The following is a 19132-nucleotide window of genomic DNA, read 5'->3' on the forward strand; positions in this document are numbered from 1 at the left end:
GGCATTCTAACTCGGTTAATGCGATCGCCATCAGCCCAGATGGTAAAACCGTTGCTAGTGGTAGTAATGACGAAACTATCAAATTGTGGAATTTGGCAACAGGAGCACAAACCCGCATCCTTAGAGAGCATTCTGTCTCTGCTTATAACTCGGTTTATTGCATCGCCATCAGCCCAGATGGCAAAACCCTTGCTAGTGGTAGTTATGGCGGCACTATCAAACTGTGGAATTTGGTAAAAGGAGAATTGATCCGCACTCTCAAAGGGCATTCTAACTCGGTTAATGCGATCGCCATCAGCCCAGATGGTAAAACCGTTGCTAGTGCTAGTGATGATCGGAGCATCAAACTATGGAATTTGGTAACAGGAGAATTAATCCGCACCCTCAACGGGCATTCTTACCCTGTTTCTTCCTTAGCCATAAGTCCAGATGGCAAAATCCTTGCCAGTGGTAGTAACGATCAAACTATCAAACTCTGGAATTTAGCAACAGGAGAGCAAATCCGCACCTTCAAAGGGCATTCTGACACGGTTGATTCCGTCACTATCAGCCCGGATGGCAAGATTCTTGTCAGTGGTAGTAATGATAAAACCATCAAGATTTGGCGGTTAAAGTAGTGAGTGCTGAGTTCGCAGTTTTGAGTACTATTGCAGATTAATCAAAATTATCTGGATCTATACCGAGCGATCATCGCACAGGTAACAAATACAATTTACCAACAACACAGGACCATGAATCCTGATTATTCTTTTATTGCTGGACTCTTTGAGCGTTAGCGTTCGCGCAGCGTCTCGAAGAGAAGCTTAACGAAGTTATCGCTTCCTCAAGCGTGACATAAATAAGATAAGCCTTATAGCGTTACAACATCCAGAGTGAAAACCGACAGTATATTTTATCGCCTATTTCAAGAACTCCCCAGCATCTTCTTTGAACTAATTGGCAACCCTCCCGAAACTGCCAACATCTATCAATTTGCTTCGCTTGAAATCAAACAAACAGCTTTTAGAATTGATGGTGTATTTCTCCCCACCCCAGATAAAGAAATCCCGATTTATTTTGTAGAAGTCCAATTTCAACCAGATGCAGATATTTACTTACGCCTAATATCAGAAATTTCTTTATACTTACGCCAAAATAAACCTAAAAATCCTTGGCGAGGAGTAGTGCTCTATCCCAGCAGAGATATAGATATCGGGGATAAAGAACATTTCTTAGAATTATTCGATAGCCAGCGTATCAGTATAATTTACTTAGATGAATTAGGCGAAACTACATCCCTGCCGCTAGGTATTGCTACGATAAAATTAGTAATTGAAGAGTCAGATACAGCAATTAACACCGCCAAAGAATTAATCAACCGCACCCAGCAAGCAGACAATTTACAACTCCCACAAAAACAATTACTAGAATTGATTGAGACAATCCTAGTTTATAAATTTCCTAACATGAGTCGAGAGGAGATAGAAGCAATGTTTGGCTTAAGCGATTTAAAGCAAACGCGCGTTTACCAAGAAGGACGTTTAGAAGCAAAATTAGAAGCTATACCTAAGCTTTTAACACTGGGTTTAAGTGTGGAACAGATAGCACAGGCTTTAGACTTAGATGTTTCACAAGTCCAGCAAGTAGCACAGCAAACACCCCCAAATCAATAAATTAATATTCACGCGATCGCTATCTAAACTAAAAATATCAGCAAAACCCCTTACTTGGAGGTGCAGCAGTGGTACAACAAGTCACACCAGAAACCACCATCAAAGTCATCTACCCAGAAAGCGACAGACAGCCAATGGCGGATAATACAGAACAATTTACATGGATTGTCAAAATTAAAGAAAATTTAGAAATCTTATTTGCAGCGCAAGCTGATGTATTTATCGCCGGAGATTTATTTTGGTATCCAGTTCAAGGAAACCCTAATATTAAACAAGCACCCGATACGATGGTAGTCTTTGGTAGAGCAAAAGGAAAACGGGGTTCTTATTTGCAGTGGGATGAAGATAATATTCCCCCACAGGTAGTATTTGAAATTCTATCGCCAGGTAACACCCTTAAAGAAATGACCAAAAAATTGCAGTTTTACCAGCGTTACGGTGTAGAAGAATATTATATTTACGATCCGGCTAAAAACGATTTTAATGGTTTGCTGCGTTCTGGGGATAGTTTTGAAGTCATCGAAGAGATGAATGGCTGGGTAAGTCCGCGTTTGGGAATCCGTTTTCAACTAACAGCAGATACTCTGGAAATCTTTTCACCCACCGGACAAAAGTTTTTGACGCCTGTAGAAATTGACTCCTTACGGGAACAAGAACGCCAAGCCAAGGAAGCGGCTTTAGAAGAATTACAAAAAGAGCGCGATCGCTATCAAGAATTGTTAGCTAAACTCAAAGCACAGGGAATTGACACAGATAATTTGTAATTGCTGCTAGAGTTAAAGCTTTACAATCCAAAAATCAAAAATATCAATTACCGTTGTAAAACCAATGAAGTGGAAACTTGACGAAGCACAACAAAAACTCCCAGAGGTAATAGATGCTATTGCCTTAGAACCTCAATTAATCTTCAGGCAGGACAAATTAGTTGCTGCAATTGTAGAACCGAAACTTTTTCAAGAATTCCTTGCTTGGCATCAGCAACAAAAAGTCTCTTCTCTTGCAGATGCTTTTGCCGAATTACGTCAACTCTGCGCTGAAGATAATTACATTTTAGAGACTCCTGCACGATCTAGCGATCGCCCTATTCCATTTGCTGAGGAATAGTATGAGCTTTCTCTGTGATACTAACATTATCAGTGAATTAGCTCGTCCAATACCCAATCCTGGAGTCATTGCTTGGAGTCAAAGCATCTCATCAATTTTTCTCAGCGCTATTACATTGGAAGAAATTTGCTATGGTTTATCAGCAAAACCCAACCCCAGGATTCAAACTTGGTTTAATAATTTTTTGGTAACTTACTGTCAGATAATTCCTGTCAGCCCAGAAATTGCTAAACGTGCGGGTGAATTAAGAGGATCCCTACAAACTCAAGGAAAACCCCGCACTAAAGCGGACATAATAATTGCCGCAACCGCCGAAATCCACCAAATCGCACTAGTAACAAGAAATACAAAGGACTTTGAGGGATGCGGTATTACCATACTTAATCCATTTACTTGAATTCTTTGCACCTACTCTGCTGGTTCAGGCGCAGTATAGATGAAACCAAAATTGACGCATTAACTAGTAACAGCGATCGTAATTTTCCCAACTGCACGTTCTGTTTCACTCTCAGTATGAGCAGCCGCTAGTTCTTGTAGGGGATAGGTGCGATGAATAACAACACGAATTTTACCCGCTTCAATCAACTCTTTTAAATAAAGCAAGTCCTGAGTATTGGGTTTTTCTAAGATAAATTTAACTTTTTGACCAGGTAGGAAGGTTGTTAAAACACTTTGCACGACACTTTCAGGGCTGGGCAGGGTTGTGATATATATGCCATTGGGTTTGAGGACTCGTTTGCAATCAGAAGGCGATCGCTTACCAACGGCATCGAAAATAATGTCATACTGCCATGTTTCTTGGGTAAAGTCTTGTTGCTTATAGTCAATTACCCTATCTGCTCCCAAAGATTTTACTAAATCTACGTTTTTGGTACTGCAAACTCCCGTTACCTCTGTCCCTAAAGCCTTGGCAATTTGCACTGCAAAAATCCCTACACCGCCAGCAGCGCCATTAATCAAAACACTTTGTCCTGACTGGATATTACCTTGGTCGCGTAAGGCTTGCAAAGCTGTGAGCGCAGCTAAAGGGACTGCGGCTGCTTCTTCATAGCTCAAGTTCGTAGGTTTAGGAGCCGCTAAATTTTCAGGAATAGCAGCAAATTCTGCATAAGCGCCTCCAGGTAAAGCAGTACTACCGTAGATTGCGTCGCCTAGCTGGAAACGTTTGACTTGAGAACCAACCTGGACAACTTCCCCCGCCAAATCAAATCCCAAAATCAACGGGAAGTTGTAACCTGTGAGCAATTGCAACATTCCCTGGCGAATTTTCCAATCAACGGGATTTACACTACTGGCGTGAATCTTCACAAGTATTTGGTCAGGTTTAATTGTCGGTTGCTCCACATCCTCATACTGCAACACCTCAGCAGGCCCATATCGGCGGATAACAACAGCTTTCATCTTAATTCCTCCTGCTACCCTGTTTTTCTCTATGAATACAGTTTACTGGGGGCTGGGAATTGAAGATTAGGGATGAGGAAGATAAGCTCATATCTTCTACTTCTCCGTACAATCCTTATTTGAGGGAGATAATTTCTAATAAAGTTACATTATTTTTCTCGATTATTATCGCTAAATCAATGACTTTGGATTTTTTACTTAGTCCTTAAATAACATCAATTTTTTTGTGAAAGTTGTTAGCAACAGAAAAATACTTGCTTGTCTTCCTCCTTCTGAAAGAAAGAAAAATTAAGGTAAAAAATTAAGTTTTTTGAAAATGATATGCATTAGTCAGCTTGTTCTCACACAGCTACAAGGTTTATATAGCAAGGTTTGTAAGCGCTCTTGACTATCATTTTTAATGAAAAATTAAAAAAATATAAATTACATTTTTACCCAAAAAAAAATGATATGTTGGATACAGAATTGAATTTCGCACGTATCTGGAGTAGAACAACGTAGCCTACTCCAGTTTTTCCCCCTCAATCCCTTATCACTACTAGCTTTGGGAGAGTTTCGGGGGAAGTTTGAGTACAAGCTCAAACATCTAAAAAGAATATAAAATACAGTCCAAATTCTTGCAGGGACTAGGTTTTAGCTGAGTACAAACAAATCCTGTACCCCACTTCAAAAATACTTGTACCCCAATCGAAAAAGACTAGAACCCCTACCCGAAAAAAACTTTTTTAATTCTTGTAATCCCTAATTTATCAAGGTTTCAATATTTGAGTACAAGCATAATAAATCCAATAAATTCTATGCCATATATACATACCACCGACCTGAGAATCGGCTGATATAAATCATATATCGCCAATCACTTAACGCTTATACACAAAATAAAAGCGAAAAGTGAGTGGAGGGATGAGATAGCACCATGCCTCTGTGAATAGAAGTCGCGGCGTTACGCACGAATTCTACCCACGACCCTAACGTTGACACACACCAGCCGAAAATCAAGGATTGTAAGCCTGCCCTACTCTCAAATTGGATGTTTTAATCAGCATCTGCGCTACCGCAAAAGAGTAAGTTCCTGCGAGCAACATGAGTAGAAGCTGCGACTTCGATTCCTAGGCATCAAGAGTAGCAACGGCATCTCTCACAGTGGCAAGCCAGTCCACCGACCCTTGCGAAATTCAATGACACCACCGTCTACAGGACTCCTCACCTCCTCCGATCGGGAACCGACCACTACCCAAGCCAAATCAGGTGGTTGCGGATGCGACAGCAAAAGCAACGCCACCGTCGAAATGGATGAAAAACTCAAGGCACGCATTGCCCAGCATCCCTGCTATAGCGAAGACGCACACCACCACTACGCCAGAATGCACGTTGCAGTCGCCCCAGCTTGCAACATTCAATGCAACTACTGCAACCGCAAATTTGACTGCGCTAATGAAAGTCGTCCTGGTGTAGTTAGCGAGTTGCTAACTCCAGAAGAAGCAGCCCATAAAGTATTGGTGATTGCAGGTAAGATTCCCCAAATGACAGTCTTGGGAATTGCTGGTCCTGGCGATCCATTGGCGAATCCAGAAAAGACATTCCGCACCTTTGAGTTGATTGCAGACAAAGCCCCAGATATCAAACTTTGCCTCTCAACCAATGGTTTGATGCTGACCGAATATGTCGATCGCATTAAACAACTCAATATAGATCACGTTACTATTACCCTTAACACAATCGACCCAGAAATCGGCGCACAGATTTATTCTTGGGTTCACTATAAGCGTAAGCGTTATAGAGGTGTTGAGGGTGCTAAGATTCTGCTAGAAAAGCAGATGGAAGGATTGCAAGCCCTCAGAGAAGCCGACATCTTGTGCAAAGTCAACTCGGTAATGATTCCGGGAATCAACGACCAGCACTTGGTAGAAGTAAATAAATTCATTCGTGAAAACGGCGCATTCTTGCACAACATCATGCCGTTGATTTCTGCACCAGAACACGGCACACAGTTCGGTTTAACCGGTCAGCGCGGCCCTACAACCAAAGAACTCAAAGAAGTTCAAGACAAGTGTGCAGGCAACATGAAAATGATGCGTCACTGCCGTCAATGCCGCGCCGATGCTGTAGGATTATTAGGAGAAGACCGCAGCCAGGAATTTACCAAAGATAAATTCTTAGAAATGGCTCCCGAATATAACCTCGAACAACGTCAAGAAGTTCACGAAGGTATTGAGAAGTTTAAACAAGAAATTAAAGCAGCCAAAGAAAAGGCACTAACTGGCAAGAAATTTGCTAGCAATCCCAAGGTTCTCGTTGCCGTAGCAACCAAAGGTAGTGGATTAGTTAACCAACACTTCGGTCATGCAAAGGAATTCCAGATTTACGAAGTGGATGGTAGTGAAGTTCGCTTTATCAGTCATCGCAAAATAGACCATTACTGCCAAGGTGGATTTGGAGAAGAAGCCACTTTAGACAACATAATCAAAGCGATCGCAGATTGCAAAGCGGTTTTAGTCTCCAAAATTGGGAACTGTCCCAAAGAAGAATTGCACAAAGCTGGCATACAGACTGTTGAAGCTTACGACGTAATTGAAAAGGTTGCTTTGGAATTTTACGAGCAATATGTCGAAGGGCTAGGCAAATAGGCTATGGGGCATAGGGCATGGGGCATGGGGCATAGCGCAGGATCTAAGATTCCCGATGCCCATCGAACAAGCCCAATCCTCAATGCCCAATCCCCAATGCCCAATCCCCTATAAGGAGAATAGTCATGGCTTACAAAATTACTGGCCAATGTATTTCCTGCGATTTGTGTCTATCTGTATGTCCCACTGGTGCAATCAAAATAATTGATGGTAATCGCTGGATTGACCCCGAACTTTGCACAAACTGCGTCGGTAGTATTCATACAGTAGCTCAATGTAAAGCTGGTTGTCCCACCTGCGATGGTTGCGTTAAACAACCTAGCGATTATTGGGAAGATTGGTTTGCAAACTACAACCGCGTTTTAGCGAAATTAACTAATAAACAAGATTACTGGGATCGTTGGTTTAACTGTTATTCTCAGAAGCTTATACTATCAAATTAAAAATATGTGTTGAAGACAGCCCGTCGCAAACGAAATGGCTACTCAACAATAAATGAAATGAATTTAACGCCAAAATGACGGCTTGAATACTCATGCCGCCCATAAATTCTTGTATAACTAAACTGGTTAGCTGACACTCGCGGTACAAAAATATCTTGCTACATGACAACTGAAAGTGCAAATATAAGAACTAGAAATTTCAAAGAGGTAATTATGGTTCCGCTGGAATGGGTTGTCATGCTGGCGTGGAACAAAGAGTGTGGCGAAACTCTAAAATTATTGCGTGGTAAAAGGTCTAGACGCGAAATTGCAGATGCTGTTTCTCAGCAAGGTGTTGAATGCTCACAAGAGTACATCAGAAAGCTGGAAAACGGTGAAGCCGCCTCTGTTTCCACGAAAATTATCACTACAATTGCTAAAACCCTTGATGTTGAATTGATTGAGATAATTTATGACTTGCGTGTTGAAGTCACAACAATAATTTGTACTAAGAGTTGATTTTTGTACTCTGAGTTGTTATTTTAGATAATGTCAAAGTGAAAGGCGATCGCTCAGAGCCTGGAAAACTTGTGCGATCGCTTTTTAGTCCTTTAACAGGAAATACCATTATGACTCAAACCATCTATAGCTATCAACAGCTGCAATACAAATCCATAGCTCGACTTAAGCAAATCTACAACGACATCATCTGCACTGTTGAGGTACTTGACAAGCGGTGCAAGGATGCCTGGATTAATGCGATCGCTGAGTATCAAGCTAGCAAGGTTCAGACAGTTGTTGATGCTGTCTCTGACGAACAAGCCACAGACCAAGCTGAACTCGACCACTACATTGCTGATCAAGCCGAAGCTATAGCCCCGCAACTGACAACAGTAGAAATCAACTTCTACCACCATGAAGTTTATATAAATAAGCAATTCATAGCTTATATCGCCTACGATATTGATGAATTTGTTATGCAACCTTGGTTGGTTATGGTTAACGGCAAAGAGATTTTCCGGGGCACCACATCTGCCAAATGCTTGCGCTACATTCAATGGCATTACCAGGACGGCACACTCAACCCATCAAACCAAGTTGAACTGGCTGAAGTCCCAGAAGTCCCGACAATTCTAAAAATCTCGTTTTATGAGCAAGAGGCATTTGTCGGTGAACAACTGATAGCTAGGATTAGCTACGACTACGGAAATTACGAGAACCTATACTGGCGGGTGATGATTAACGGTAATGAGATTTTCCGAGATATTAGCCCAGCTAGATGCCACAGTTACATCAAACAACAGTACCAGCTAGGTAAACTCCCATTACTAGAGCAGTTAGAACCTTTGTTATCAAAGATCAACTCTTTGACCACGACTGATGCATATTTGCGATACCAACTACTTGAACATCTTACCCCTAGAGAATGGCGATCGCTTCTTTCGTGTTCAGCCCAACCACAAGTTCAAGAACTGGTAACAGTCTAAAACCAACAGTGGGCAGCAGTACAAATTGCTGCCCACTGTTGGTTTATTTTCTGAAAAAAGATAGTGCGTAAGCATTGCCTAACGTTCGCATAGGTTCTGGCATAGCCAACACACCAGAATAGAAGTTATCGCTTGATGACATTGTTAATCTGCAATTGACTAGCATAGCCATCTTTATTTACAAAACTTAAAAAAATTGTAGCGGCATTGCAATCATGCCGCGATAGTTTCATGCGCCAAAATTTGGAGAAAGTAATGAGTGCTATTGTCTCCTCTCACAAAATATCTGTGCTTGTCATATTGCGACGAGAGTATCTGGAAATTACTGGTAACTTCTGTGCTGCCAAGTTGATTGAGTATTTTAGACATTGGACAAAGTGGAAGCTGAAAAATCATCGCACTCCTTGGGTTTATCAACCACTCAAGAAAATCTATGCTGACCTCATGGGTGAACATAGCTTACACGTTATTAGGAGTGCGATCGCTCTACTTGAGACTATAGGTATTATCGAAAAGCAGAAAAATCCAGGCAATGGGCAAGATAAAACTTGGCAGTATATAATTACACTTTGATGTACTCAATCAGCTATTGGAACATCGCAAGGGCAAAACTGAACCTTCCAAATTCACTGTAGAATCACATCTTAGATCAGATCCTGAAACTTCTAAGCCACAACAACATGCTGTTGAGGAAAAAAACCATGAAGACGTGGAAGAAGAGGTTCTATTACTCCAAACCAAGATTTGTGATTACGCCCAAAAGTCAGTTCGTCAAAGTCCACAATCACAGCAAACCCAGATTACTCACTTGGCTGATGAATCAGAACCTGATGACTCAACTGACGAGATAGATCCTGATGAAGACATATTTTCCGAGGCGGAAGTTGAAGTCGATTCAAGTATGGATAAGCCCAGCAAGCGCGAGATTGCAGATATCTGCACTGAGTTACGGCGACTGCGAATTAACCCTGAACCTTGTTTGGGGGTGATGAAGAAATATTGGGTGAATGTGCAAGGTGCGATCGCACGAGTGAAAGAAGCAATTCATGATGGATGGTGCGATAATCCGACTGGGTTGTTTATCAATAGCTGCAAGAGTGGAGCGAAGGGTAAAAATACAGTAACCTCGGATGTGAGCGCTTGGTTTGAGTGGGCGAGGCAGCAGAGGATTGCGATCGCAATGTCACAGGGAGTAGTTTATACTCCAGAGGGGCAGGCTGTAGCAGTTAAAGAAATGATGCAGAGATATCCACTAAAAGAGTAAATGAAGCTCCTGCCTTTTTTGACTAATTCATTTTCTGGTGTTGTACTGCGATATCTTGAGCTATTGAAAATCTCGTTAAGGAATTTACCACAGTGATGGCAAAGAAGCTGAAAGAAGCAATGCTCTATCAAAAACAGCAGGATAGGCGTGTTTTTTGTCAACTATGTCCCCATTATTGTGTGATCGATGAGGGCAAAAGAGGCATTTGTCAGGTACGAGAAAATCAAGATGGATTGCTTTATTCGTTGGTTTATGGTCGCACAGTAACTCAAAATATAGACGGAGTTGAGAAAAAACCCTTATTTCATTTCTATCCTGGTTCAAAAACATATTCTTTAGCAACGGCTGGGTGTAATTTTCATTGCCAATACTGTACTAATTGGCAAGTGTCCCAAATGTCAGTAGAGGAATTTGCAGAGTGTGGTGTTGAAGCTACTCCTGAGAAAATTGTCAGCACAGCAATTGAAGCGGGTTGTCAAAGTATTGCCTATACCTATGTCGAACCAACTATTTTTTTTGAATATATTCATGAAATTGCTAGTTTAGCTCACAGTTATGGTCTATTTAATTTGTTTAAAACTAACGGTTTTATGACCGCAGAAATGCTAAAAATATGTCACCCTTATTTGAATGCAGCCAATGTGGATTTAAAAGCTTTTCGAGACAAAACTTATCGGCAGATGGGAGGTAGTTTACAACCTGTCCTTGATAGCCTTAAGCTTATGAAATCGCTGGGAATTTGGTTAGAGATAACTACAGTTATTATTCCTGGAATTAACGACGAACCAGAAGAATTAGCAGATATTGCTGAATTTATTGCTCAAGAGTTAGGAATAGATGTTCCCTGGCATATTACAAGATTTTTTCCTGCTTACAAAATGGAGAATGTACAACCTACACCATTAGAAATTTTATATGAAGCCCGTGATATTGGGCTGGGAAAAGGATTGCAATATGTTTATTTTGGTAATTTTTTAGGTAGAGGAAATCAGGATACAGTTTGTCCTACTTGTAAACAATTGTTAATTCAACGTCGTGGTTTTGAGTTAATAGAAAATTTAATGCAGAGTAATCAATGCCCATTTTGTGAAACATTAATTCCTGGCGTTGGTTTATGCCATCAAGTATCCTAGTATTTGCCCTAAATCTGCTGTTTGTTCGGCATCTATGTATGAATATCGTTCGCATAAATTAGCAATAGCTGGTTTTACTTGCATATTAGGATATTGCACAAATAATCCCCGCAATCCTGGCACACGAGATAGTTGTACTTCAGCACCAAACCAAGGATGAGTTAGTAATAGAATAATTGGTTCTAGTCCACTTTCATCTAGTAAATTAGTGCGGATGGCATTAGCTAATTTTAAACTTCTCAGTTCATTGGCTGGTGACATTGCGTGATATGTCCAAATTTCTACTAAATCCTGGGGATTCTCCAGTTGCAATATTTGTTCTTGCTCTTCGCCAGTGCTAATCAATACTACGGGTATGTCTGCTTGTCGTAAAAAGTTAGCCACTGCAAATGCAGCTATGCGGGTAATGGCTTCAATGGGGCCAAAAACAGGGGGACTTACATCTAAAAGTAGTACGGTAGGACGCAAACGGGGTGGTTCAGCTAGTTCGCGGGTGCGAAATAATAATTCTCCTCGTTGGTAACGATAGTTAAGTACTGTTTGGGGTAAGGCTAATTGAGTGGGAAGCAACGAACTCCAATCAGTGCGGCTGGATGTTTCTACACCACTGACTTGACCTCGTTCTGCGCCAGGAGTATTGCCAATGGAGCGTCCTGTATGGTCGCCAAAACAAACGCGCATCCCTAATAATTGGCGTTGTAGGAAATTTAAAGCTGGTAAATTTGGGATACGGGAAAGTAACCGTAGGGGTAAAGCTGGTTCTGCGGCGACGGCTTGCTCACCTAGAATGGTGAGTAGGGATAACAGTTGCTCATCAATTAGTTTAGCTGCTTCTTGTAATAGAGAGATAGGCGGAGGTGGGGCTTGTGGTTCGATGGGTTCTCCTGCTAATCCAGCTTGAAGGGCGTTGCTAATTTCTTTGGGTGATATACCCGATGGTGGTTCCCAGCCAGGGAAGGGAATTTTATGAAGTAGTAAAGCAACTAATCCAATGCGAGCAGGTGCAGACCAACGTAGGGCGATTAATTCAGAAATTTCGGTATTTTTTGCTAGTTGAGCGAGGGGATTATCTACGGGTTGACCACCTGTGAGCTTGAGGAGGTCTTGGATGAGGGATAATGGGGCATAAATTCCCAGTCGGTGCATTTGGGCTAGGGCTGTGGGGAGTAGGCGGAAGTGACTGGGTAAAGGCGGAGTAGCATTTGGATCAAAGGTAGTGACCGTTTGGTTGGGTAATAGGTGGCGAACGTCCCAGAGATAGAAATAGTCATTTAAATGGCTAGAGGCAAGGAATGCACCATCAGGTGACCAAGCAACTCTTACAGCGTATGCACCTGCATCTAGGCATGAGAACTTCTCTAGTTCTTTGCCAGTTCGAGTATCCCATATCCGAATTGTACTGTCATTAGATGTTGAAGCAAGCAAGTATCCATTGGGTGACCAGACAACACATTTGACTGACCCTAAATGATTGTTACAGTGCAGAAGTTGAGAGTGAGTCTCAAAATTCCAAACGTATATACTAGCGTTTGTGTATCCCTCACAACCAAATGCTACATATTTGCCATTTGGTGACCACTGAAGAGTGAATACATTTTGATAACCATTCAAGGAAGTTACTTCTTCTCCTGTCTTGGCATTCCATATTCTAGAAGGCATACTAGCCCAACTGCCAGAAGCAATAAATTGTCCATCGGGTGACCAATCTACTGCCCATGTTGAAGCACCACAATTAAGAGTTCGCAGACATTGAGCGCTATTGATATCCCAAATACAAATAAAATTGTCATTAAAAGCAGATGCTAGAAGTTTCCCATCAGGTGACCAGCTTAATTTGGGAACTTGTGTAGTATGACCGTGAAAGCGTTTGAGGCACACTCCAGTGGTAGCATCCCAAATACGTACAATGGCATCGTTCGAGCCAGTTGCAAGTAAATTTTCCTGGGGGGAGCAGGCAATATCCTTGATTACAGAACAGCCTTGATCGGTACTTTGCCAGATGGGTAAACCTGTTTGCAAGTCGTAACAGTGCAGTTGACCCTGAGAGTTTCCCGTAACTATGCTACGCCCACCTGGGAGCAGGGCAACTCCACGACCAGAAGTATTAGATTGACCATAACTATGAGAGTAAAACCTATTACTACTTGTATCAGATTCATTTCTACCAATTATCCCCAAGCAGTGTCCTGTTGCCCCAGATAAATAAGGAACCCATAAAGGACGAGTTATTTGTTCTACTTTTATCCCTACAGTTGCAGCTTGACGAGTGAGGTAGGTTTCTATTGTTTCTCTCATTACTAATTACTCCTACTTACTTACCACCCATTGCTATGCGTTCATACAAGCGCCCTGCTTGTCCTGGATAACCTGCTTTTTCTAGCAACGCGGCTGCTTTTACCAAATCTCCTTGCAATTCTGCTTGTTGCGCTTGCTCTAAAATTCCTACGCCTTCAACACGCTTTTTTTGCTTAGGCTTAAAAATACTTGCTATTCCTTTCTTTGTTTCTTGCGGCTGTAACTGCTGAGAAATACTATTGAGCAATTTCTTGGCTTGTGGTGAAAGTCCTTGTTGAACTTTTGGTGCTTCTCCTACCCACAGCACCCAAGCAGGGGTGATTTGTGCTGTGTTGAAGCGATAGCTTTGGTTTCTAGCTACAACAACGGCTGTTTGAGAATTAAGCTGAAAACGCTGTTGACGAGCTGCGTCGGGTAAAGGTGGATAAAAATCCATACCTAGTTCTATATAAAGCGCACCTGGACCAATGCAAACTAAAGGAATGCCTAAGGGGATTTGGGCTGGTAAGCCTCCAGGAGCAGTTAATAGGTGGTATCCTAGCCCTGGTAAGAGAAATGCCATTTCTCCTACAGGTCGCCCCATGAGTAGGTTACGTAGCCAGGATAGTTCAATATCATCGAGTAAAATTGCATCAACTTGTCTACCTGTTCCGGGGCGAGGGACAAGTTGCACGGGGATAGGTGCTGGCGGTTGAGCTTTAGGAAGGGAAGGTGATTGAGCTTGGGGAAGTTGAGGTGCGTCTAACAGTAGTGAACCATCTATTTGATTCCCGGTGATGGTTAGTCGCCAATTACCTACATCTGCGGTTCCTAATACCCAAATTTCTGATTCGGGGATCATTGGCTCAATTACACTAGGAGCTAAGGTTAAACGCTGACGCACATCTACTAAAATTCTGCCTCTGTCAGTATCGGTTGAGGCAGCTGCTACTGTGGTGTAAGGTAAGCTGGTTAAACGATGAACTAAAGCGGCAGGAATGGTACGGTTTCCTGTAGCTCGCAGTTGTATCAGTAAAACCCCTGAGGCTTGTTGTTGCTGATTATTTAGGGGTTGTTGCAGGGCTGGGGTTAGGGTTACTTCTAAACCTAAAGCTGTAGCACGGCGCAATATCCAGCTACCGAGAGAACCAGGGGTAATTACATCGAGAACATTAGCCCCGCGATAGCGGCTGGGAGGAAGGCTGGCTGATGCGAGTAATTCTGCTAAATCAACAATAGCCCAGGAACTAACATCTACTTTTTCTGTATTGGTATTGTCTGCGGGTAAATCTCCTGATAAAGACAAGGCTACCCATTGCTGATTGTGACGGATAAAGGGACGACCCCCGGCTGTCCAGATGAGGGGGGTGATGGGTTGGTGAGCCACGGCTACTTCTACCCACCAAGTTCCCTGGGGACTACGACGAACAACGGCGGTTTCTGATAACCTGGTGCCGAAAACTGAGCCGAGAAAAGCCAAAACACTGTTGACGCTACGGAAACGCCCACCTGTTGATGTGTCTAATGAAGGTTGGGGAGTTGGTGTTTTTGGTGTTGGTGGTGCTGGGGTTGGCGTTTGGTTTTTTACAGGGGGGGTTGGTTGTGATGGAGGCTTTTCCTCTGGGGTTATCCGCCGAATTGTAAACTTTGGGGGGTCTGCCATGCCTACTATAAAAGATGAGACATTTTTCTACTTTAGCCAGAGAATTACTCCAACTAGCTTTTATTTACGAGAAATTCTATACATTTATTTTAGTGGTCAACCACGAAAGTTTTGGTAAATTAATTTTCCCTGCTTTATTTAGTCTTAGTAATGTAGCGAAAATCCAAAAAAAAATTTTTAAGAAGTGCAAAAGGGGAAAAAGAGGAAAAGAGTAAAGGGTTAAGTCCTCCCAACCACGCCACAAACTCGAAAACCAACATCATCGTTGAAGCTGATGCGCCAGGTATCGTCGAAGCGGTACGCAGAGCGGCAATACCCAGAATTATTGAGCCACGAGCCGCCCCGCAGTACAGGAGAATAATTATTATTACTATTTTTTAGCACAAGGACGGAAGCGTTTGGCGTTCCTTCATAGTTGTTATGCATTGGGTCTGCACACAATTCCCAGACATTCCCATGCATATCATATATGCCAAAGCTGTTGGGGGGAAAACTGCCGACAGGGGTCGTTTGTTCTCGATATTCTCCTGCTGGTTCTTCGGCATAGGTATAGCTAGCAGCATCATAATTAGCTAAATCACCGCTAATAGTCTCTCCATAGTGAAATGGTGTGGTGGTTCCCGCACGGCAGGCATATTCCCATTCGGCTTCGCTCGGTAATCTGTATTCTTTGCCTGTGGCTTTCGATAACCTGGCACAAAATTCTCTTGCATCTTTCCAGAAGACACACTCTACTGGGTGATTCTCCCCTTTGAATATTGAAGGGTCTGGGTTTAAATCTCGCTCAACTTTGGGCAGCTTTGCCACAGCACGCCATTGTGCTTGGGTGACTTGATATTTGCCCATGTAGAACGGTTGCACTGTCACTTGATGTTGCGGTCTTTCTCTGTTGAGGCTATTGTCTGGCGAACCCATCATAAAGGTTCCACCTGGTATGTAGACCATTTCTAACTCAATGCCATTCCCCAAGGGTTCACTGAAATATTGAGCTTGTTGCCAAACTCGGTTGATGATTTCTCCTTTGCTGTTGACAGTCACTACCTCAAATTCATCGGTGGCTAATTCATCTACTGGTTCTTGTTTGGGTACTCCTGTGGCATCTTTGAATGTGGTAATTGCCCATTGTTCCCATTGTTGGCAGATGTTGGGCATCTTTGCTTTATATGCTGTGGCGTATATCAGGGCTGTTAAGTCTGGTCTGGTTAATACTTGGGCTATTTTTAATGCCCATTGATATAAGTGCTGTTGTGATGGGGTCAGCAGTTTGAGTAATGGATTTAATTGTTCTCTTAGTATGAGGGCGCTTTCAGCTTTTTTATTACTGCTGGCTTGGCAACGGGCGGTAATTAACTGTATTTCTAAGGCTTGAATTTCTGTTTGGGCTACAAAGTTGGTTAATTGTGCCTGAACCCGATATATCTGCTGCAGGCTATCTACATATATCCAGGCGGCTTTGAGAGTGTCGTTGGCTTGGAGATAGCAGTCGGCGGCGGCTTGGGGTTGTTGAGCTTTTTGGTAGTAATGGGCAGCTTTTGACCAGTTTTGGGTTTGTTGGTAGCAATGGGCGGCTTTTGCCCAGTTCCCTAGTTGTTCGTAGGTGATGGCGGCTTGGTGGTATTCTCCGATTTGTTCCCAAAGGCGACAGGCTTCTGCTAGCCATCCCGCTTGCTGGTAGCAGGCTGCGGCTTTTTGCAGGAGTTGTTTTGTTTCTTGGGGGGATGGGTTCACTCTGTTTGTCTTTGTTTTTGGTCTTCAATTTCAGGGGAAATCAAGGGTTCTTCAATATTGGGTTGTTCGAGAATGACTTCACTATCTGTTGCCAAGCCTGGAAATGCTTCCACTATATGAGGGTTACGCTCAATGATATTACCCAATTCTGCGGCAATGCGATCGTGTTCGCGGTTGTGCTCTGCTTCGGATAAACGCATGGTTCCTTCATCGGTTACCTCGAATATTTCTACTTCGCCAGTTACTTGATTAAAGCGAAATCTGACTTTGACATCCATAGGAATTGGTGGTTTTGGATTGGTGGTGATATGTGTTGGGTTGCGCTGCGCTTAACCCAAACTACTTTTTGAGTAAAAATGCTCTATTCACGTAGGGTAAATTCAATGTCGATGATATTATTATCTTCACTAAACTGGATATTTTCGGCTCCGTTACGTCTAGCATAAGCGAGGATTGCATCTCGATAACCTCTGGCTAAAATCCGGTGAAAAGCTTGGCGACATTGTAATCCTATAGTGTCTAGGTGTTGTCTGGCTTGGCTTGAGAGGGCTGCTTGGCGTTCTGCTGCTAGTTGTTGTAATTGGATTTGTGCTTGGGTACGAGCTGCGGCTTCTATATCTGCGGCGGCTGTGGCTTCGGCTTGATTTTGGGCTTGTTCAATTTCAGCGCGAGCAATTTGGTCTAATTTTTGTTGGGCAGCTGTTTGTGCTTGTTGTTGAGCTAGTTCTTCTGTCCATCCTCCCCAACCATCGTCATAATATCTGCCTTCACCTTCGGCTGCAAGTTCTGTATTGATTGCTCCGGTGATTTGTCTGGTTTCTTGTGCAGATATCTGAATTTGGTCTTCTAAAGTTGCAACAATTTCTAATGCTCGCTCTTCTACGAGGTAAATAGCATAACCGCCTTCGACATCATAACGATATCCTGCTTCTACTTCTCTCCAGCCTGAATCTTCGGCAGCTAATGCTGATTCTAAGGCTCGCAATGCTGGGGTGCCTAAGGTAGAATCGAGGGGTTGACGTACTCGCGCTTCACCAATTACTTGCTCTTGCAATTCTACTGTGCGGGAGACTTCTCTTTGCCAAGCTTCATTTAATTGCCTGGTGGCGGTTACTCTAATGCGTCTGGGATTACACATAAATTTTGAGGATTAATGTAATTTATCTACTTACTTCCAATCGTTGCAATCCTTGTTGAATTACTGCTTCTACTCGTTTACGGGTATTAATATCTTGGGGATGATTGGCAATGAGTTCTTGTCTGAGCTTGTTGAGTGCCATAAGATGAGCACCTATAGAAGATTCTGAAGATAAAAACTGTTCCTGGGCGGCAATAGTTTCTAAATCTAGGATAATGTCTGCGACGGGTCGGGATATTTTGAGGGAATCTAGTCCGGCTTCTTCTAACCTTGGGTTCAAAACTGTTTTGAGAACATCCGCTTCTTCTGGTCTATCCCAGAGATGATACAACGGCCACAAATCCACAACTTCTGCTGATTCTGCACCGCGTAATAAGGTGGCTCCAGCAATTAATTTTAAGCCTTTGACTACACGGCGATCGGAAAAATCAATGCCTTCTGCTCTCATTTCCCGCACTAAGGAGCCATATTCAGGTCGAATATTAGCTATATTTACTTCCATTAATCGTACGTGCAACTGGAGAATGTCATCTAGTTTGACACTGGACAATACTTTAGTCGCAGCTTGATTTGCCATTGCCCGTTTAGCTGCTTCAATTCTCTCTTGTTCTAGTTCCCAGCCTTGTTCTAGAAGTTCATCAATTTGGCTATCTTCTACTTTGTTCACCTCTAACCGCAGCACAAATCGGTCAGCAAAGGCATGTAGGGAAGGATCATCAGGTACGCTGTTAGAAGCACCAATTAAACATATTAGTGGCACTGCTTGACGTTGGGAACCGTTATAGAACTTGCGTTCATTGAGAATGGTCAATAAAGAATTGAGGATGGCGCTACTACCTTGAAATACTTCATCTAAAAACACAATTTGTGCTTCTGGTAGCATACCTTCAGTGCAAATATGGTAAGTTCCTTTCTGGAAAGCTGCCACATCCAAAGGTCCAAAAAGTTCTGAGGGTTCGGTAAAGCGAGTTAATAAGTAAGAAAATTCTTGAGCATCGATTAGGTCGGTGTAGCGGTTGATAATAGCTGTTTTAGCAGTACCAGGGGGGCCAATTAATAATAAATGCTCTTGACAAACAGTGGCTAATACCAGTAGTTCAACTGCCTGGTCTCGCCCTGTAAATAAGCCTTTGAGATTGCGTTTAACACTGTTTAAGCGTTTGATGGTGTTGTAAACACTTTGCGGCCAAGCCATAGTTAGTTAAAAATATAAATTAGTGGTTGTTAATTTTACTAATA

Annotated in this window: 19 protein-coding genes; 12 read left to right on the plus strand and 7 right to left on the minus strand. The window is 42.6% G+C overall.

Features of this window, described 5'->3' with window-relative positions; all coding sequences use genetic code 11:
- From BV372_RS12505 to BV372_RS12525, 5 genes are all read left to right on the plus strand, one after another.
- Positions 1-617: WD40 repeat domain-containing protein (locus tag BV372_RS12505; RefSeq protein ID WP_143845085.1), on the plus strand; the 617-nt coding region annotated here is incomplete at its 5' end.
- A gap of 255 nt (positions 618-872) precedes the next feature.
- The gene (locus tag BV372_RS12510) at positions 873-1652 is read left to right on the plus strand and encodes an Rpn family recombination-promoting nuclease/putative transposase (RefSeq protein ID WP_086686828.1); all 780 of its coding nucleotides are present in this window, start codon (positions 873-875) and stop codon (positions 1650-1652) included.
- A 68-nt stretch (positions 1653-1720) separates the two neighbouring features.
- Positions 1721-2416: a Uma2 family endonuclease gene (locus BV372_RS12515; protein ID WP_086686829.1), complete on the plus strand. Its 696-nt coding sequence runs from the start codon at positions 1721-1723 to the stop codon at positions 2414-2416.
- 64 nt (positions 2417-2480) lie between these two features.
- On the plus strand, positions 2481-2756 hold the full coding sequence (locus tag BV372_RS12520) for a prevent-host-death protein (protein ID WP_086686830.1): 276 nt from the start codon (positions 2481-2483) through the stop codon (positions 2754-2756).
- A 1-nt stretch (position 2757) separates the two neighbouring features.
- Positions 2758-3153 carry a type II toxin-antitoxin system VapC family toxin gene (locus BV372_RS12525; protein WP_086686831.1) on the plus strand — a complete coding sequence of 132 codons (396 nt, stop codon included), beginning with the start codon at positions 2758-2760 and terminating at the stop codon, positions 3151-3153.
- Between the two features lie 59 nt (positions 3154-3212).
- On the opposite strand, the gene BV372_RS12530 is transcribed toward BV372_RS12525, so the two are convergent.
- Positions 3213-4157 (minus strand): NAD(P)-dependent alcohol dehydrogenase, encoded by a 945-nt coding sequence (locus tag BV372_RS12530; RefSeq protein WP_086686832.1) that lies wholly within the window; start codon positions 4155-4157, stop codon positions 3213-3215.
- 1178 nt (positions 4158-5335) lie between these two features.
- Between BV372_RS12530 and nifB the strand changes: the two genes are divergently transcribed.
- The 7 genes from nifB to amrS all read left to right on the plus strand — a co-directional run bounded on the left by nifB (position 5336) and on the right by amrS (position 11090).
- Positions 5336-6784 carry a nitrogenase cofactor biosynthesis protein NifB gene (nifB, locus tag BV372_RS12535; protein WP_086686833.1) on the plus strand — a complete coding sequence of 483 codons (1449 nt, stop codon included), beginning with the start codon at positions 5336-5338 and terminating at the stop codon, positions 6782-6784.
- A 125-nt stretch (positions 6785-6909) separates the two neighbouring features.
- A complete protein-coding gene (locus tag BV372_RS12540) occupies positions 6910-7227 on the plus strand; it encodes a 4Fe-4S binding protein (RefSeq protein WP_086686834.1) in 318 nt (105 codons plus the stop codon).
- A gap of 213 nt (positions 7228-7440) precedes the next feature.
- Complete coding sequence (locus BV372_RS12545) at positions 7441-7725, plus strand: helix-turn-helix domain-containing protein (protein ID WP_086686835.1); 285 nt, start codon at positions 7441-7443, stop codon at positions 7723-7725.
- 38 nt (positions 7726-7763) lie between these two features.
- The gene (locus BV372_RS12550; protein WP_086686836.1) at positions 7764-8693 is read left to right on the plus strand and encodes a hypothetical protein; all 930 of its coding nucleotides are present in this window, start codon (positions 7764-7766) and stop codon (positions 8691-8693) included.
- Between the two features lie 255 nt (positions 8694-8948).
- Positions 8949-9266: a hypothetical protein gene (locus tag BV372_RS12555; RefSeq protein ID WP_143845088.1), complete on the plus strand. Its 318-nt coding sequence runs from the start codon at positions 8949-8951 to the stop codon at positions 9264-9266.
- Positions 9267-9282: 16 nt separating this feature from the next.
- A complete protein-coding gene (locus BV372_RS37555) occupies positions 9283-9957 on the plus strand; it encodes a hypothetical protein (protein ID WP_086686838.1) in 675 nt (224 codons plus the stop codon).
- A 95-nt stretch (positions 9958-10052) separates the two neighbouring features.
- Positions 10053-11090 carry an AmmeMemoRadiSam system radical SAM enzyme gene (gene amrS / locus BV372_RS12565; RefSeq protein ID WP_086686839.1) on the plus strand — a complete coding sequence of 346 codons (1038 nt, stop codon included), beginning with the start codon at positions 10053-10055 and terminating at the stop codon, positions 11088-11090.
- Here the strand turns inward: amrS and BV372_RS12570 are convergent.
- From BV372_RS12570 to BV372_RS12600, 6 genes are all read right to left on the minus strand, one after another.
- Positions 11070-13385, minus strand: a complete 2316-nt coding sequence (locus tag BV372_RS12570; RefSeq protein ID WP_086686840.1) for a WD40 repeat domain-containing protein — start codon at positions 13383-13385, stop codon at positions 11070-11072. The two genes, amrS and BV372_RS12570, sit on opposite strands and share 21 nt — an antisense overlap.
- 16 nt (positions 13386-13401) lie before the next feature.
- Positions 13402-15027 carry a hypothetical protein gene (locus BV372_RS12575; protein WP_086686841.1) on the minus strand — a complete coding sequence of 542 codons (1626 nt, stop codon included), beginning with the start codon at positions 15025-15027 and terminating at the stop codon, positions 13402-13404.
- Positions 15028-15246: 219 nt separating this feature from the next.
- Positions 15247-16755, minus strand: coding sequence for an SUMF1/EgtB/PvdO family nonheme iron enzyme (locus BV372_RS37090; RefSeq protein ID WP_218776711.1), 1509 nt, complete (start codon positions 16753-16755; stop codon positions 15247-15249).
- Positions 16752-17033: a hypothetical protein gene (locus BV372_RS12590; RefSeq protein ID WP_086686843.1), complete on the minus strand. Its 282-nt coding sequence runs from the start codon at positions 17031-17033 to the stop codon at positions 16752-16754. The genes BV372_RS37090 and BV372_RS12590 overlap by 4 nt, the downstream gene beginning before the upstream one ends.
- 83 nt (positions 17034-17116) lie before the next feature.
- Entirely contained in the window at positions 17117-17893 is a 777-nt protein-coding gene (locus BV372_RS12595) for a hypothetical protein (protein WP_086686844.1), read from the minus strand.
- A gap of 22 nt (positions 17894-17915) precedes the next feature.
- Positions 17916-19088 (minus strand): AAA family ATPase, encoded by a 1173-nt coding sequence (locus tag BV372_RS12600; protein WP_086686845.1) that lies wholly within the window; start codon positions 19086-19088, stop codon positions 17916-17918.
- Positions 19089-19132 lie beyond the last annotated feature (44 nt).

The organism is Nostoc sp. T09 (assembly GCF_002154695.1).
Classification (GTDB): Bacteria; Cyanobacteriota; Cyanobacteriia; order Cyanobacteriales; family Nostocaceae; genus Aulosira.

What these genes read in the sequence shown, in the direction of transcription:
- BV372_RS12520 (WP_086686830.1), top strand. Translation starts at nt 2,481, where the DNA reads ATGAAGTGGAAACTTGACGAAGCACAACAAAAACTCCCAGAGGTAATA.
- BV372_RS12525 (WP_086686831.1), top strand. Translation starts at nt 2,758, where the DNA reads ATGAGCTTTCTCTGTGATACTAACATTATCAGTGAATTAGCTCGTCCA.
- BV372_RS12530 (WP_086686832.1), bottom strand. Translation starts at nt 4,157, where the DNA reads ATGAAAGCTGTTGTTATCCGCCGATATGGGCCTGCTGAGGTGTTGCAG.
- nifB (WP_086686833.1), top strand. Translation starts at nt 5,336, where the DNA reads ATGACACCACCGTCTACAGGACTCCTCACCTCCTCCGATCGGGAACCG.
- BV372_RS12540 (WP_086686834.1), top strand. Translation starts at nt 6,910, where the DNA reads ATGGCTTACAAAATTACTGGCCAATGTATTTCCTGCGATTTGTGTCTA.
- BV372_RS12545 (WP_086686835.1), top strand. Translation starts at nt 7,441, where the DNA reads ATGGTTCCGCTGGAATGGGTTGTCATGCTGGCGTGGAACAAAGAGTGT.
- BV372_RS12555 (WP_143845088.1), top strand. Translation starts at nt 8,949, where the DNA reads ATGAGTGCTATTGTCTCCTCTCACAAAATATCTGTGCTTGTCATATTG.
- amrS (WP_086686839.1), top strand. Translation starts at nt 10,053, where the DNA reads ATGGCAAAGAAGCTGAAAGAAGCAATGCTCTATCAAAAACAGCAGGAT.
- BV372_RS12570 (WP_086686840.1), bottom strand. Translation starts at nt 13,385, where the DNA reads ATGAGAGAAACAATAGAAACCTACCTCACTCGTCAAGCTGCAACTGTA.
- BV372_RS12575 (WP_086686841.1), bottom strand. Translation starts at nt 15,027, where the DNA reads ATGGCAGACCCCCCAAAGTTTACAATTCGGCGGATAACCCCAGAGGAA.
- BV372_RS12590 (WP_086686843.1), bottom strand. Translation starts at nt 17,033, where the DNA reads ATGGATGTCAAAGTCAGATTTCGCTTTAATCAAGTAACTGGCGAAGTA.
- BV372_RS12595 (WP_086686844.1), bottom strand. Translation starts at nt 17,893, where the DNA reads ATGTGTAATCCCAGACGCATTAGAGTAACCGCCACCAGGCAATTAAAT.
- BV372_RS12600 (WP_086686845.1), bottom strand. Translation starts at nt 19,088, where the DNA reads ATGGCTTGGCCGCAAAGTGTTTACAACACCATCAAACGCTTAAACAGT.